This window comes from Flavobacterium araucananum (genome assembly GCF_002222055.1).
Taxonomy (GTDB): domain Bacteria; phylum Bacteroidota; class Bacteroidia; order Flavobacteriales; family Flavobacteriaceae; genus Flavobacterium; species Flavobacterium araucananum.
In genome coordinates, this window is record NZ_MUGS01000002.1 from 383,533 (window position 1) to 400,391 (window position 16,859).

At 34.1% G+C, this 16,859-nt stretch carries 11 protein-coding genes and 1 riboswitch; of the genes, 9 read left to right on the plus strand and 2 right to left on the minus strand.

Going from position 1 to position 16,859, the window contains the following annotated elements; genetic code table 11:
- Nucleotides 1-38: 38 nt before the first annotated feature.
- Nucleotides 39-1,817, minus strand: a complete 1,779-nt coding sequence (locus tag B0A64_RS01980; RefSeq protein WP_089477851.1) for a DUF4153 domain-containing protein — start codon at nt 1,815-1,817, stop codon at nt 39-41.
- Between the two features lie 180 nt (nt 1,818-1,997).
- Here B0A64_RS01980 and B0A64_RS01985 point away from each other — a divergent pair, with 180 nt between their 5' ends.
- Nucleotides 1,998-3,464, plus strand: coding sequence for a M28 family metallopeptidase (locus B0A64_RS01985; RefSeq protein ID WP_089477852.1), 1,467 nt, complete (start codon nt 1,998-2,000; stop codon nt 3,462-3,464).
- Between the two features lie 385 nt (nt 3,465-3,849).
- Here B0A64_RS01985 and metK read toward each other — a convergent pair whose 3' ends face one another.
- Nucleotides 3,850-5,100, minus strand: coding sequence for a methionine adenosyltransferase (gene metK, locus B0A64_RS01990; RefSeq protein WP_089477853.1), 1,251 nt, complete (start codon nt 5,098-5,100; stop codon nt 3,850-3,852).
- A gap of 529 nt (nt 5,101-5,629) precedes the next feature.
- On the opposite strand from metK, the gene B0A64_RS01995 reads away from it, so the two are divergent.
- From B0A64_RS01995 to B0A64_RS02030, 8 genes are all read left to right on the plus strand, one after another.
- Nucleotides 5,630-8,476 carry a TonB-dependent receptor plug domain-containing protein gene (locus B0A64_RS01995; protein ID WP_089477854.1) on the plus strand — a complete coding sequence of 949 codons (2,847 nt, stop codon included), beginning with the start codon at nt 5,630-5,632 and terminating at the stop codon, nt 8,474-8,476.
- 487 nt (nt 8,477-8,963) lie between these two features.
- A complete protein-coding gene (locus tag B0A64_RS02000; RefSeq protein ID WP_089477855.1) occupies nt 8,964-9,161 on the plus strand; it encodes a hypothetical protein in 198 nt (65 codons plus the stop codon).
- Between the two features lie 56 nt (nt 9,162-9,217).
- A complete protein-coding gene (locus B0A64_RS02005) occupies nt 9,218-10,522 on the plus strand; it encodes an O-acetylhomoserine aminocarboxypropyltransferase/cysteine synthase family protein (RefSeq protein WP_089477856.1) in 1,305 nt (434 codons plus the stop codon).
- A 156-nt stretch (nt 10,523-10,678) separates the two neighbouring features.
- Nucleotides 10,679-11,767, plus strand: coding sequence for a homoserine dehydrogenase family protein (locus B0A64_RS02010; RefSeq protein WP_089477857.1), 1,089 nt, complete (start codon nt 10,679-10,681; stop codon nt 11,765-11,767).
- 616 nt (nt 11,768-12,383) lie between these two features.
- Nucleotides 12,384-12,587, plus strand: a complete 204-nt coding sequence (locus B0A64_RS02015; RefSeq protein WP_089477858.1) for a hypothetical protein — start codon at nt 12,384-12,386, stop codon at nt 12,585-12,587.
- 188 nt (nt 12,588-12,775) lie between these two features.
- Nucleotides 12,776-12,884, plus strand: a riboswitch (SAM riboswitch).
- 78 nt (nt 12,885-12,962) lie between these two features.
- On the plus strand, nt 12,963-13,946 hold the full coding sequence (locus B0A64_RS02020; protein ID WP_244285324.1) for an alpha/beta fold hydrolase: 984 nt from the start codon (nt 12,963-12,965) through the stop codon (nt 13,944-13,946).
- A gap of 1 nt (nt 13,947) precedes the next feature.
- Nucleotides 13,948-16,362 carry a bifunctional aspartate kinase/homoserine dehydrogenase I gene (gene thrA / locus B0A64_RS02025; protein ID WP_089477860.1) on the plus strand — a complete coding sequence of 805 codons (2,415 nt, stop codon included), beginning with the start codon at nt 13,948-13,950 and terminating at the stop codon, nt 16,360-16,362.
- A 71-nt stretch (nt 16,363-16,433) separates the two neighbouring features.
- Nucleotides 16,434-16,859, plus strand: a complete 426-nt coding sequence (locus B0A64_RS02030; protein WP_089477861.1) for an OsmC family protein — start codon at nt 16,434-16,436, stop codon at nt 16,857-16,859.

The window sequence follows — 16,859 nt, forward strand, 5'->3', positions numbered from 1 at the left end:
AAACAAAAAGCCTTTGAAATATTTCAAAGGCTTTTTTGTTAGTTTTTAATTTTTACCAGTACTTTCAGATTATAGCTGTTTAATACTCTTTTGTTATTTTTTATCTTGCCGTTTGCACTAAGATAAGTAATCTGGATTTTATATTTTGGAGTTTCTACTTCCTGGGTTATTTTTTTATTTGAGTTATAGTTTCCTTCAAAATTAGATTGTTTGTTCACGAAATCATTAATTGGTATGGGAATATTATCTTGATTGATACGCAGATTTAGACCATAATTTGCAGATGTAGATTGAATAGAATAGCTTTTATTGTCAATTTTTATACAATCAGTACATTCAAAAACATCATCATAAGAGGAGAGGTTAAATGACACATCGTATCCGTGAATGTTCTCTACTGTATTTTGTCTGTTTTCATAATAATAGTAATAGAAGTCGTCTTTATTTTTTTCTTCCTTTTCATACGAAGATTTATATTCGTAACCCAAAGCTTCCATAATTTCGTAATCGGTGGGAGATTTATGTTTTTTAAGAAGCGCTTCTAATTTTGTTTTGGCGTACGGCACCATAATTTCTATCCCATAATTATCCTCTAAAAAAGAAACAATACTACTCAAATCCTTTTCCTGCTCAAAAGTTACTTTTTTAGGATTTGATTGTTGCATATACTTTTCAAATCGGTATAACTGACTGTTTTTGGAGATCGAATTGGCACCTTGCGGACCAACAATAGAAAGTAGTCCGGCGAGACACATGCTTATTGGAATGAACTTTATTTTAGGCTGTTTCTGAATCAAAAAATAAACCACAACAAGCGAGAGCCATATTGATAATAACAACACATAATAGCGTTCATGTGTAAATCCGTAAAGATTGATTCGGTATATAATAGCCCAAAAAAGTAATCCAAGCAGCGGAATTAATAGAAAATAAAACCAACGACTAAAAGTTCGCATCCATAAATTGCCGGTTTCAGTTGCAATTGGGTGAACCAATAAAAAAGAGAGAATTCCAAAGATGGCAAATACCAGAACCAGATACGAAACCCATCCAACAGGAAGCGAAAGTGTGATAAGAATTTTAGCCTCATAACAAATTAAAATGACCAGATATAGACTTATTAAAGGGAGTAAAACATATTGTGTAAAGTTTTTAAGCCCTTTAGGATATTTTAGAACCAATGGATTCTCACTACTATTAGTTTCAGGAACTCCGTTTAAAAAGAAAATAGTATTAAAGAGTCCTGCAATTACATAAAAAACGTGAAAATAAATATGGTCATAAAATTCGACCTTGAACAATTTGTCAACAGCTAAAATGGCTAAGGCTAAGCCGCAATAAAGTACAATACTATACAATCCGGCAGTTAAGATTCTAAGAAAAAGCTGCTTGTTAAATTCCCAAAATTCATCCTGATTATACCTTCTGGGCAAAAATCCGGCAAACGAAACCAATAAATGCAACGCAATGTTAAGGACAATGAATTGTTGTATTTCTACTTCGGTAATATATTTATGGAAATTAAAAACAAAGAGAACCATAAAACCGCCAAGTAGTATGCTGGTAAAAAAACGGATAATATTGCTTTTTTTTGAAGCTAAAAAAAATAAACTCACAGAAAGAAACAAAACCAAACACAAAGAACAACTCAATAGTGCTTTTTCATAAAGTTCTTTGTTTGGATCGTTGTATTCTTTTTCATTAAGTACAATAGCTATTATAGTTCCTGAAAGGGAAATTATCGTTTCCAGAGGGAATCGTAGAATCGTTTTTAGTGTTGCGTTCAGAACGTTTTGTAAAGAAGGAAGTCTGCTCATTTTTTAATCAGTTATTTTGTACTAAGGAAAGTAAATTGTAAGAGATAACCAAATAAAAGTAATAATGACGAAAAAATGATGTCTGCATTTTATTGAATTTACATTTTAGTAATGTTTCAAATCAAAACAGGCGATTTTTTCTCTATAAATTACTAAGTTTGGAATACTAAATTAAAACGTATGAAAAATAAAATGATCCTCGTTTTGATTGCTTATGGAGGAGTAGTTTTTTCGCAGGCAATTAAAAAACCTCTAGTTTCAGCAATTACAGATAAAGACCTTAAAACAGATATGTACCAGATGGCTGGTGATCATTTTAATGGTCGCGAAGCAGGAACTCTGGACGAACTAAAAGTATCAATGTGGTTGGCAAACAAAGCAAAAGAAGCAGGAATGTTACCAGCAGGTGATGATGGAACTTATTTCCAGTTTTTTGATATATACAGACATCAGGTAACTCCAAATACAAAATTTAAAATTGGACAAAAAGAATATAAATTGTGGAAAGATGTTCTGGTAGCCGAAACCACAAATATTAAAGTTGACGCACCCTTAGTATATTTAGGAGCAGCCACAAAAGAAGAAATTGAAAAAGCAGACGTAAAAGGAAAAGCAGTTGTTTTATTAGCATCTAAAGAAGGAATTGCAGATGATATTTCGCTTTTTGACAGACGTTATCCTGGTCTTGTTCGAAACAAATATTATGATCTTGTTGTTAAAAAAGGAGCAACAGCACTTATTATGGTTGCAGATAAACTGGCAGAAGAAAGCTGGTCTCAGGTAGAACCACAAATGACAAGAGGTATTTATGGTATTGAAGGTTTTCGCGATAAAATTGGTGCTACAATGCCTGTTTTTTGGGTACACAACGATCAGTTAGAATATTTAAAAACAACTAAAGATCTTTTATCTACCGAAGTAGTTTCTGAATCATACAAATATCCTTCGGTAAATGTAGTTGGAACAATCGAAGGAACAGATGCTAAATTAAAAAACGAATATGTTCTTTTTAGCGGGCATCAGGACCACGATGGTGTAAGACAAAAATACGGACAGGATTCTATTTATAATGGAGCCGATGATAATGCAAGTACTTGTGTAGCGATGTTAGCTATTGCAAGAGCGTATAAAAAGCAACCGGGAAAAAGAACGTCTCTTTTCGTGTTTCACGGTTCAGAAGAGCGTGGTTTGCTAGGTTCAAGATGGTATGCCGCGCACCCAACGGTTCCGGAGGCAGGTATTATTGCGGTATTAAATGGGGACATGATTGGTAGAAATAATGTAAATCAGGCAGCTCTTTTAGGTTCTAGTTCTCCTCACGAAAACTCTTCAGATTTAGTAGCGATTGCGAAAAAAGCAAATGACGAAGGACCTAAATTCGATTTAGATAAACTTTGGGACAGACCGGAGCATCCGGAGTATTTTTACTTCCGTTCAGACCATTTGCCTTATGCTAAAAGAGGAATTCCATCTGTTTTTTATACCAGCGTTTTGCACAGTCAATACCACACACCAATGGATGAATCAGAAAACATTGATTTTGTAAAATTGCACAAAATGACCGAGTGGATCTATCGTACAGGCTGGATTTTATCTAACGATGCAGGTCGCCCGAAAACATTACCAAATGTACAATTAGAGCGATAGAAGTTTTTTTTTAGATAAAATCTGTTTTATTGCATTGAAATTAAGACGCGGACAAAAACAGATTTAAATAATTTCAACAATGTTGAATTTGCTAAAATAAAAATGGCTGTCTAAATAAATAGACAGCCATTTTTGTATGTAATTAATTTGAATTGCAATCCAAATTAAAAATTGCTAAGCTCAAACAAATCAAAATAATAAAATCCGTTTTTATCCGCGTCTTTACGAAGTAAATCCGTTTCATCTGCGTTGAATTGAAGCATAGATTTAATTTTGCTAAAAAATAAAAGAGGCTATCTAAAGCAATAGATAGCCTCTTTTTTATGTTTAAGAGTAACTAGTCGTCGAAAAACCGAAGAATCTAAGTTAGTCTGGTAATCTAAATTTACAAGCCAAACTCAGCTTTTACTTTGTCTACGAAATCAAGTTTCTCCCAGGTAAACAATTCAACAGTAACTGTTTTTACATTTCCGCCCGGAGCCGAAAAAGTTTTAGTTACCACCTCTGGTTTACGTCCCATGTGTCCGTAAGCAGCAGTTTCGCTATAAATAGGATTTCTTAATTTTAAACGTTGCTCAATAAAGTAAGGACGCATGTCAAAAATAGCTTCTACTTTTTTAGCGATTTCACCGTTGGTCAAGTTTACTTTAGAAGTTCCGTAAGTATCAATGAAAATTCCCATTGGTTGCGCAACTCCAATTGCATAAGAAACTTGTACTAAAATCTCGTCTGCAACACCAGCTGCTACTAAGTTTTTAGCGATATGACGTGTAGCATAAGCCGCACTTCTGTCTACTTTACTTGGATCTTTTCCTGAGAATGCACCACCACCGTGAGCACCTTTACCACCGTAAGTATCAACAATGATTTTTCTTCCCGTTAAACCAGTATCTCCGTGAGGTCCTCCAATAACGAATTTTCCTGTTGGGTTAATATGGTAGTTAATTTTATCATTGAATAAATGCGCGTGAGTTGGATTTTTTGCAATGATTCTGGGAATCAGGATTTCGATAATGTCTTTTTTGATTTTAGCCAACATAGTAGCTTCTTCATCAAAATCATCATGTTGGGTCGAGATTACAATCGCATCAATACGAGTTGGTTTGTTATCGTCGCTATACTCTAAAGTTACCTGCGATTTTGCATCAGGACGTAAATAAGTGATTTCCTTATTTTCGCGTCTTAAAATTGCTAATTCTTGTAATAAGCTATGAGATAAATCAAGTGCCAATGGCATGTAGTTTTCAGTTTCGTTAGTTGCATAACCAAACATCATTCCCTGGTCTCCCGCACCTTGCTCTTCTGGCTTAGCTCTGTCAACTCCCTGATTAATATCTGCTGATTGCTCATGAATTGCCGAAAGAATCCCACAAGAATTTGCTTCGAACATATACTCACTTTTTGTATATCCAATTTTACGGATTACTTCGCGCGCAATTTGTTGAACATCAAGATAAGTGTTCGATTTTACTTCACCTGCTAAAATTACCTGACCAGTTGTAACAAGAGTTTCACAAGCTACTTTTGAGTCAGCATCAAATGCCAGAAAGTTATCAATTAAAGCATCCGAAATTTGATCTGCAACTTTGTCTGGATGCCCTTCACTAACAGATTCTGACGTAAATAAATAAGCCATAATAATTTATTAAATTAACATTAAGCGAGGAAAAGTAATTGCTGAAAGTGCTAAAGGAGGTATCCTGCTTTAGCATTTTTTACTACCGAAATCTGTCTTTCAGTATTCATAACGAATCATTTCATTATGAAGAGGTTGCAATCAGTTCAAATTTTTCCTCTGTATTCGGGTGCAAAGGTATAAAACCATTTTGATTTGCAAATTAAAGTTCAACTTTTTTTATTTTTATAAGTAGAAATTTAACATAAGCATATTAAATTGATAGGGTAATAGAAATTATTTCGGTTTTTGTTTGGTCGATTAAAAAATAGTTTGCAAATTTGCCTCATCAAAATAATAGAAAAGATGAAATTAACAGTTTGCAGTATGTCTTGTAAGATGCCGGAGCCTTCCGCAGAGACACTATTGTAGATTTTTTTCAAAAATATATATAGAACCTCTGCTAACCGCAGGGGTTTTTTTATTTTAAAAAGAAACCAAATTGCAGATCACTTTTCAAACCAAAATAATAATAAATCAGAAGAAAGAAATGAAAAAAAATGTAGTATTAGCATTAGGTCTTTTAACATTTTCCGGAATCTATGCTCAGGATAATAAAAAAGAGCAGGATACTTTAAAGAACAATGAACTATCAGAAATAACGATAGTAGGATCCAGAAGTAAAAACCGGGTAAAAACTGATGTTCCTGTTCCGGTAGATGTTTTTAACATCTCAGAAATTACAAAAGGATCACCACAAACCAGTGTTACTCAGATTTTAAATTATGTTGCACCCTCTTTTACCAGTAATGCGACCTCTACCGCAGATGCAACAGATCACGTCGATCCGGCACAATTAAGAGGGTTAGGCCCTGATCAGGTTTTGATATTAGTAAATGGTAAACGAAGACATTCAAGTGCCTTGGTAAATATTAACGGATCACCCGGAAGAGGTTCTGTAGGAACAGATCTAAATGCAATACCATCATTTGCAATCGAAAGAATCGAAGTATTACGAGATGGTGCAGCAGCTCAGTACGGCTCAGATGCAATTGCAGGAGTTATCAATATTGTATTAAAAAAGAATGCCAATTTTATTTCAGGAGGGATTCAATACGGGACCAATTTATCATCAGGATCCAATAACTTTAAAGGAGGAGCCGATGGTCAAAATTTACAAGTAGATTTAAACTACGGAACATCGTTAGGCAAAGCAGGAAGCTTCCTGAATGTTACCGGAAGTGCCGTAACCAGACAAGCAACAAGTAGAGCAGGAATTAGAAACAATGCTATCTTTAATGCTTATAATGCTGTCGAAAACAGAGCTGCTCAAAATGGAGTGGCTATCAATTCCTTGTTTAGTAATATTAATACAACGCCAAATTCTGCGCAAATCCTTACTTCATTAAAGCAATATGCACCACAAGTAAGTTATTTTACGCCAGCACAACAAACGGCAATTTCATCGGCAACAACACTTACTCAAATGCAAACCGCTTTGAATTTTGATGTAACCAATAATGAGATTGCCTATAGAGGTCAGGAAAGAAGTGATTATAATATGAGTGTTGGTCAGTCAGAGTTGGCTTCAGGGCAGCTTTATTATAATGCAAAATATCCTCTTACCGAAACTACAGCTGTGTACTCTTTTGGTGGAGTATCTTATAGAAACGGAAAATCGTATGCTTTTAACAGGCTTCCAAATGGTTCCGGAACTTTTACGCAAGTGTATCAAAATGGATTTTTGCCGGAAATAGAATCGGATATTTTAGATGCTTCATCAGCTGTTGGAGTTACAACAGAATTATTTGGTTTTGATACTGATCTAAGTACAAACCTGGGAACAAACTCTTTTAAATATGATGTAAACAATACCATTAATGCAACTCTGGGAACCAATTCGGCTTCCAATTTTGATGCCGGTAAAGTTTCGTTTTTGCAAAGTACAACCAATTTAGATTTAAGCAAAAAGCTTGATGTGCTGGAAGGATTAAACGTTGCTTTTGGTGGAGAATTTAGATATGAAAATTATCAGATCAAACAAGGAGAAGAAGCATCTTATGGATTATATGATACAAACGGAAATTTAGTTTCCGGAATTCTGCCAAGCAATTCGCCTTTGATCGTAACAGACTTTTTTGGAAACAAACGCGGAGCAGGAGCACAGGGTTTTTCTGGATTTCAACCCGCAGATGCTAAAGAAAAAGACAGAAAAAGTGGTGCAGCTTATGTTGATTTAGAATTAAATGCCACTAAAAACTGGCTTTTAAACGGAGCTGCTCGTTATGAGAATTATTCAGATTTTGGCAGCACAGTGATCTTTAAACTGGCATCTCTTTTAAAACTGAATGACAATATCAATTGGAGAATTTCTGGGCAAACAGGTTTTAGAGCGCCATCATTACAACAAAAATATTTTGAGGCAAGTTCTACTCAATTTATAAACGGTTCACCTTATCAGGTAGGTTATTTTACAAACGATTCGCAAGCGGCTAAAAGCATTGGGGTTGAAAATTTGAAACCGGAAAAATCTAAAAGTATCAGTACAGGATTTACATTCAAAATTCCTGCAGCCAATATTACCATTGCAACAGATGCTTATTTTACAAGAATCGACGACAGAGTAGTCTTAACAGGACAATATGCAAGACCAACAGATGCGCAGATAAGCGGTGCAACCTCAAACGAACAAAGAGATGCTTTGACTTTGTTTCAACAAGCATTTGATCTAAAAGGAGTAGAAAGAGCTTCGTTCTGGACAAACGGAATCAACTCAGAAACGAAAGGGATAGATGTTGTAATTTCTCAAAAATATGATGTGATTGCAGATTTTACCATCAGAAATGATTTTGCATTAAGTTATAATACAACCAAAAGAGTAGGTGACTTAAATGTTCCTCAATCTATTATTAATGCAGGTGGAGATGCTTATAAATATTCATTTTTTCCGGAATCAAGCAGAATTTATTTAGAAGAAGCAATTCCAAAATTGAAAGCGAATTTAATGACAACTTTCAATATCAAAAAACTGGACATTTATTTAAGAAACAGTTATTTTGGACAAGTTACTGATCCGGGTGCGACAGATGTAAATTTAGACGGATCATCCTCTGTTTATGAACATCCTGTATATCGTGCAAAATTGGTTACCGATTTATCTTTTGGATATCAAATTAACGAAAAATTCAGATTTACACTTGGGTTTAATAATATAGGAGATGTATATCCGGACAGAAACAATCCATCAACTCCGGCGTTTACCAATACAACGCCAACATTGTCTCCTGCACCAAGCACAGATCTAACCAATGCAAATCAGTTTGCTTATTCAAGAGCAGTTTCACAATTTGGATTGAACGGAAGATTTGGTTTTGCCAGATTAAGTTTTAAATTCTAAAATAAAATATTAGCCACAGATTATAGGGATCGAACGGATTTTGCACCGATTTTTTTAATCCTTTTAATCCCTATAATCTGTGGCTAACTTTTTTAATCAACTGCAAAGCAAATAAAATAAATCTGTGTAAATCTGCTCAATAAGTTTAATCCGTGGGTAAATTTTTTAAAGAGAAATACCAGCATTTACGGAGCTTCCAAAAATATTAATGTTAAATGTTATTTTTTGATTTGGTAGTTCTAAAAATAGTTCTATATTTACTCTATCAAATTAGTCGAGTTTAAAAAAGCGATTAGTTTTAAATAAAATGAAAATGAAAACAGTAGCGAAAAATATGATTATATGTTGTGAGATGATGCAAATGTGCATCCCAATTCGTTATAGCCAAAAGTGAAAGAGTAAATCTTTGTTATAGTTAGAACTATAAGCCCTTTTGGTCGCCATCCGAAAGGGCTTTTTTTATTTCAACACTTTTTAATTCCAAATTATGAAAACACTAAATTCAATCGCAGTAGAATATTTATTGAGAAACGATTCTCAAAATACTACTAATAATAAGTCCGAAGACATAGCAAAAGAAGTTATAAGACTAAATGCAGAACAGGCTGTAATAAGAAGTCAAAAATCATTATTGCTTTTAATGTATAATCTTGAAGAAGAAGGAGAAGATTTTTTTATACAATAAAGATCAATTTCAATAACAATATATATAGTATTAACAATACCTAAAAAACTAAGATCATGAGCACACAAAAATTCGCAACAAACGCACTACACGCAGGACACGATGTTACTAAAAATGCAGGAACAAGAGCAGTGCCAATTTATCAAACATCATCATACGTATTTAACGATTCAGATCATGCTGCTAATTTATTTGGTCTTGCCGAAGCAGGATTTATCTACACCCGTTTAAATAACCCAACGAATGATGTTCTGGAACAACGTCTTGCAGCACTCGAAGGTGGGATTGGAGCTGTTGTTACAGCATCCGGAGCCTCTGCAATTTCGACAACATTGCTGACTTTGCTAAAAGCGGGCGACCATATTGTGGCTTCGAATAGTTTATACGGAGGAACTTATAATTTGCTTAATGTAACTTTGCCTCGTTTAGGAATCACGACAACATTTGTAGATCCTTCTAAACCTGAGAATTTTACCAAAGCAGCCAAAGAAAATACAAGAGCTTTTTTTGTAGAATCATTAGGGAATCCAAAATTAGATGTATTGGACTTAAAAGCAATTTCGGCGGAAGCCAAAAACTTCAAAGTACCTTTTATAGTAGACAACACTGTTGCGACACCTTATTTATTGAACCCAATTAAGTACGGAGCAGATATTGTGATTCACTCACTGACAAAATATATTTCAGGTAACGGAACTTCGTTAGGAGGTGTTATTATAGATGCAGGAAATTTTGACTGGTCAAACGGAAAATTTCCGGAGTTTACAGAACCATCCGCGGGATATCATGGCTTGGTATATCATGAAGCTTTAGGAAATGCTGCTTTTATTGCAAAAGCAAGAATCGAAGGTTTACGTGATTTTGGTGCCGCTTTGAGTCCGTTTAATGCTTTTCAAATCATTCAGGGATTAGAGACATTACCAATCCGAATCCAGAAGCATAGCGAAAATGCTTTGGCTTTAGCCTCTTGGTTAGAGAAACAAGATGAGGTTGTCTGGGTAAATTATCCAGGATTAAAAACCAATAAATATTATGACTTAGCACAGGAATATTTACCAAAAGGACAAAGTGGAGTAATTACTTTTGGACTAAAAGGTGGTTTTGAAGCAGCTAAAAAAGTAGTCGATCAAACGAAATTGTTCTCGCTTTTGGCCAATATTGGGGATACCAAATCATTGATTATTCATCCCGCAAGTACAACACACCAACAATTGTCTGATGCTGACCAACTGGAAACAGGAGTTTCAAAAGATTTAGTACGACTTTCTGTTGGACTTGAAGATATCGAAGATTTAATAGCTGATTTGCAAACCGTTTTCGCAAATGTTACCCAATCGCAATACAGCGTTAATAAAAATTAGGTTTTTTTGTTTTTTGTTTGAAAAATTGCCTTTAGTAGCGTGAGTTCTGCTAGAGGTGATTTTTTATAATAAAGAAATTAATATATATGTAGAGGCGCACAGCAGTGCGTCTAAAATATTTTAAGGTTTAATTAACCCCCAATAAATTAAAAAATTATGTCAAAGCTTAAAATAAATATCATCCTTTTTGGAATTGGAAATATCGGAAGTACTTTGATTAATCAAATTATCGAAAGTCAGGAGTTTTTTCTGGAAAGTAAAAATGTCGATTTTCATTTCCCGATAATCACAAACTCTACAGTTGCCTTTTTCGAGAAAGAAGGCGTTGGATATGCCTGGGAAACCAATTTTCTTGAATTGGCAGTTCCGTTTAAAGTGCAGGATATTATTGAATTTGCCAAAGAAAACGAATTTGAAAATCTAATTGCAGTTGATGCAACGGCAAGTGATGAGTTAATTCATCATTATAATACCCTGATCGAGAACGGCTTTAATATTGTAGCGGTAAATAAAAAAGCCAATACCTTGCCAATTGATTTGTATAAAGAGATTAGATCAAATCTTAAAAAGTACGACAAAGAATTTTTGTATGAAACATCCGTCGACACAGGTTTTCCCGTTTTGCAAACCTTAAGAGATTTGTATTACTCGGGCGAAAAGATCACGAAGATACGAGGTGTTTTTTCAGATAACCTGAGTTATGTGTTTAATAGGTTTGCCAGTGAAGAAACGACCTTTTCGTCTCTTCTAAAAGATGCAAGCTTGCTTGGTTTAATGCGTTCGACCTTCAAAGAGGATTTATCCGGAAATGATACCGCAAGAAAATTACTGATTCTGACCAGAGAAATTGGAAAGGATTTTGAATTGTCAGATATAAAAATTCATCCTCTTATTACCGAACAGCATTTAGAACCCAACGGAATACTTAATAAGGATGCAGTCGACAGATCGTTTAAAATTGCAAAAATTACCCAGTCAGACAATCATGTATTAAGATATGTTGGAGAGTTTGATGTACAGAAAAACACCTTAGAAGTCAAATTAGTTTCAGAGCCTGTTACATCAGCGATTGGACAATTGAAAGGATCAGATACAATTTTCGAAATCTACACACAATCTTACGCAGATGTTCCAATAGCAATTCAAAGTGCTTCGGCATGCAAGCAAGCCATTTCAAGAGGGATAATAACTGACATTTTGAAAGTTGCTGAAAAAATTAAAAATAAAGAAGCAGTTTGGTCGTAAGTGGTTTCCAATAGTAGTTAGTTGTTCTTTGATATATTGAAACAGGAAAGTTTATTGTGTTATTTTTTGTAGGTTTTTACATCTAATAAATAAAAAATAATTTTTGTAAGATGTTTTTTAACGTTTAAATGCTGTTTTTTAACGTTTTTTAAGATTAATTTGTTGATTCTCACTTGTATAATTGAAAAAATATTCGCACATTTGTAACACCTCAAAAGCTACAAATAAAATAACTTAACTATTCTGATAATAGTTATGTCGATCGGGACAAAAGTTGAATAACTTTAATTCTTATTGATTTTTAAAAGAAGAGAAAGTTAAAATATTTCAATAGTTTCGAGAAGCTAATAAAAACAAACAAATGCAAGAATTTTTTAAAATAGCAAGCAAATCAAAGATGAATAAATCCCTACAGATGAACAAGATGTTTATGTCTAATGTCGCACGTATTTGTGTACGCGTCTGTTGATACTAAAAGTATATATAAGTTGTAAAAAACTTAAACCCTTTTGGTATTCAAACCCAAAAGGGTTTTTTTATTCCATTTGGTTGCCATAACAAAAAATTAAACAAAGAATAATAGTATAAAACACAAACTAACATAAACTTAAATATCATGAGCAAATTAAACTACATAACAAAAACTTTTTCTACATTGAAAAACTTGAGAGCTAAAAGAAACAATGCACCGCCACCAACAAACGAATTGGTACATCCCAGATTTGGGATTGCAGAGGCTGATAAAATAGCAGAGAAAAAAGAGCCAAACTCATTATTGTTTTTGATGTATTCAAAAGAAAATGAAACACTTTTTATCTAAATCAAAAAGTATCATAAAATAGGGTAATACCTGCTTAAATTTACTGAGCAAATAGTTCGGTAATTTTTTGCGTACAATAGTTTTTGTTTGAATTATGTTTAAGAAATCGAGGAATCAGTTTCGATAAAATTTGTTTGTTTAAGAAATTAGTAGTTAATTTGCATCTTTAAGTTCAAAAACGTATTGAAATGTTATAAAGAAAGGACGAGGGATTAGACCCGATGAATCCTTAGCAACCCTTCGTTAAATCGAAGAAGGTGCTGCATTCTACCACGCCCAAACGTGGAAAGATAACAACAAGAATTTTTCTAGTTTCACTCTAGTACTTTCTTTCTAATATTTCCACATACAAATCAAAATTAAAAAGATTTGAAATTGGAAAATATACCAAGTCCCATTATAATTCAGGATTTCATCACAGAAAGTGGTGCATCATATCCATTATTGCCATTAAGTTTTACACTTTTTGGTTTACCATTGCACAGTGCGCCTGTAGTGCTGGTTAATCACGCTTTAACCGGAAACGCTCAGGTAACAGGTGAAAATGGTTGGTGGAATGATTTAATTGGCGACGAAAAAACAATCGATACCAACAAATATACCGTATTAGCATTCGACGTTCCGGGAAATGGGAATCATTCGTTTATAATCGAAAACTATCAGGATTTTACAACAAGAGATATTGCCAGAATTTTTATAAAAGGTTTAGCGGCTTTAAATATCGCACAAGTACACACCATTATTGGTGGGTCTGTGGGCGGAGGAATTGCATGGGAAATTCTTGCATTAGAACCCAACATTACTCAAAACCTGATACCAATTGCAACCGACTGGAAATCTACAGACTGGATGATTGCAAATTGTTATTTACAAGAGCAAATCCTGAACAATTCTTCAAAACCTATCGAAGATGCCAGAATTCATGCCATGTTGTGCTATCGCTCTCCTGAATCATTCAAAGAAAAATTTCGAAGAACAACCAATAACGACCTGCTGATTTTTAATATAGAAAGCTGGTTGGCACATCACGGTCAAAAATTACAAAAGAGATACCAATTGTCATCGTATAAATTGATGAACCAATTGCTCAAAACCATAGATATTACCAGAAATAGTGACGATTTCGAAACTTTATTGTCCAGAACAAATGCCGCGATTCACATTATCGGAATCAACTCAGACTTGTTTTTTACGCCAAAAGAAAATCGCGAAACTTTTCAGGAATTAAAGAAGTTTAAAGACAATGTTTTTTACAGCGAAATAGATTCGGTTCACGGACATGACGCTTTTTTAATAGAGTACAAACAATTAGATCATTTACTTGCCGATATTTTTAAGGCAGAAACAATAGAAAAATAAAATGAAAATATTAAAATTTGGAGGCAAATCATTATCAAACGGAGAAGGACTTAACAAAGTAGTTTCAATCATTTCTGATAAAGTAAATCAAGGAGAACAAATTGCCGTTGTCGTTTCGGCTCGCGGAAAGGCAACAGACGAATTAGAATATATTTTGAAACTTGCTGCTAAAAATGGCAATTACAAACCATTATTTGAGAATTTTAAAACCTATCAGATTTCAGATTATCCACAAGTAGATTTATCCGAAGAATTTAATATTTTAGAAAAACTATTTGAAGGAGTTAGCTTAATTGGAGATTACAGCAACAAAATCAAAGATCAGATTTTATCTAAAGGCGAATTGCTTTCGGCTAAATTATTAACAGCAATTTTAAAAGAAAAAGGAGTTCCGGCTAATTTTGTTGATTCCAGAGAATTACTAAAAACCGACTCTAAATTTGGTGATGCACAACCATTAGAACAACTTTCTAAGAAAAATGTCATCAATTATTTTAAAGAGCATAATGGTGTAACCGTTAATATCGTAACCGGTTTTATTGGTTCAAACAATAATAACGATACGACAACTTTAGGTCGAAACGGGAGTAACTATACAGCATCGTTAATTGCTAATTATCTAAATGCCGAAGAGTTACAAAACTTCACGCATGTTGACGGAATTTATACCGCAAATCCGGATTTAGTAGCCGATGCCAAAAAAATTGAATTTTTATCTTTTAATGAAGCAAATGAATTGGCGAATTTTGGAGCAACAATTCTGCACGCCAAAACGATAATTCCTTTATTAGAAAAAAATATCCCGCTTCGTATTTTAAATACTTTCAATCACGAAAACCGCGGAACTTTAATCACTTCAGATTCGGCTAAAGAAGGAATCAAAACCCTTTCGGTTTTAGAAAACGTATCACTGGTTAATCTTGAAGGACGCGGATTACTAGGGAAAGCGGGTGTAGATGCCCGAATTTTTAAAGTAATGGGCGATCATAATATCAGTGTAAGTATCATTTCGCAAGGTTCATCAGAAAGAGGCATTGGCCTTGTTGTAGCAACAGAAAAAGCAACAACTGCAATGGTCGAATTAGAGAAAGAATTCGAAAACGACTTTTATTCTAAAGATGTAAACCAAATAACGGTTACAGATAATGTTTCGGTAATTTCGATTATTGGTCAGGATCTAAGTACTTTTCATAAGCCTTATACCGCTTTAATCAAAAATAAAATAGTTCCAATATTGTTTAACAACACCGTTACGGGCAAGAATGTGAGTTTGGTGGTTAAAAAAGCAGAACTAAACAAAGCCTTAAATGTAATTCACGGAGAGATTTTTGGAGTTTCTAAAAAAATCAATATTGCTATTTTTGGTCATGGATTAGTAGGCGGAACATTAATCAATCAAATCTTAGAATCGGCTGCCGCGATCGAAAAGCGTAAAGACATTAAACTAAATGTGTTTGCGATTGCAAATTCTAAGAAATTGCTTTTAAATAAAAATGGCGTAACTGCTGACTGGAAAAACGACATCCAAAAAGATGGGCTTGAATATACAATCAATGATGTAATTGCTTATGCCAACCAACACCATCTGGAGAACTTAATTGCGATTGATAATACAGCAAGTGCCACTTTTGTAGAAAATTATATCACGCTGGCAGAGAGTAGTTTTGATTTGATTTCTTCAAATAAAGTGGCCAATACATTAAGTTATGGTTTCTATAAAGAACTAAGAAAAGCTTTGGCAGATAATCAGAAAAATTATTTGTATGAAACCAATGTTGGTGCCGGTTTACCATTAATTGATACCATAAAATTGTTACACCTTTCAGGTGAAAATATCACGAAAATAAAAGGAGTTTTCTCAGGAACATTAAGTTATTTATTCAATAATTTCTCTGCAAAAGATGCTCCGTTTAGTCAGATATTGCAAGAAGCAATTGATAATGGATACACAGAACCGGACCCGCGTGAGGATTTATGCGGAAATGATGTGGGAAGAAAATTATTGATTCTGGCAAGAGAATTGGATCTGCAAAATGAGTTTGAAGAAATCTCAATTCAGAACCTGATTCCGGAACATTTACGCGAAGGCAATGTTTCTGATTTCCTGACAAAATTAAAAGAATTTGACCCAATTTATGAGAAAATAAAAGCAGATCAAAAGCCAAATCATGTATTAAGATACATTGGCGAATTGTCTGGAGATTTGCAAAATGACAAAGGAATTCTCGAAGTAAAATTGGTATCAGTTCCGTCAGACACAGCTCTGGGCGGATTAAAAGGATCAGATTCTTTCTTCGAAATTTATACAGAATCTTACGGAGATCGTCCAATTGTAATCCAGGGAGCCGGTGCAGGTTCTGCCGTAACAGCAAGAGGCGTTTTTGGGGATATCCTGAGATTATCTGATAAAGGGTAAAACGATTTTAGATTTTAGTGTGCAGATTTTAGAATTATGTACTCAGCAAAAAAAAACAAAAAACAAATAACATGAAAGTAACCTTAAACAGAGTAAACGACGCGTTTCATTTTAAACTCAAAAATGAACGTGGTCATGTAGTTGATGTTGATAGCAGAGCCGAGTTTGGCGGAAGCGATTTGGGTGCAAGTCCAATGGAGTTAGTATTAATGGGAGTTGCAGGATGCAGTGCCATTGATATGATTTCGATATTAAAGAAACAACGTCAGGAAATAACGGCATTTAATGCTGAGGTCGAAGGAGAACGCGTACAAATTGGAGAAGCAAAACCTTTTAAAGAAATCAATGTAGTTTTTTATTTAGAAGGAGATATCAACCCGGAAAAGGCACATCGTGCTGCACAACTTTCTTTCGAGAAATATTGTTCAGTAGCCAAAACGGTTGAACCAACTGCTACAATTAAATATAAAGTTGTCCTGAACAACGAAGCATTATAA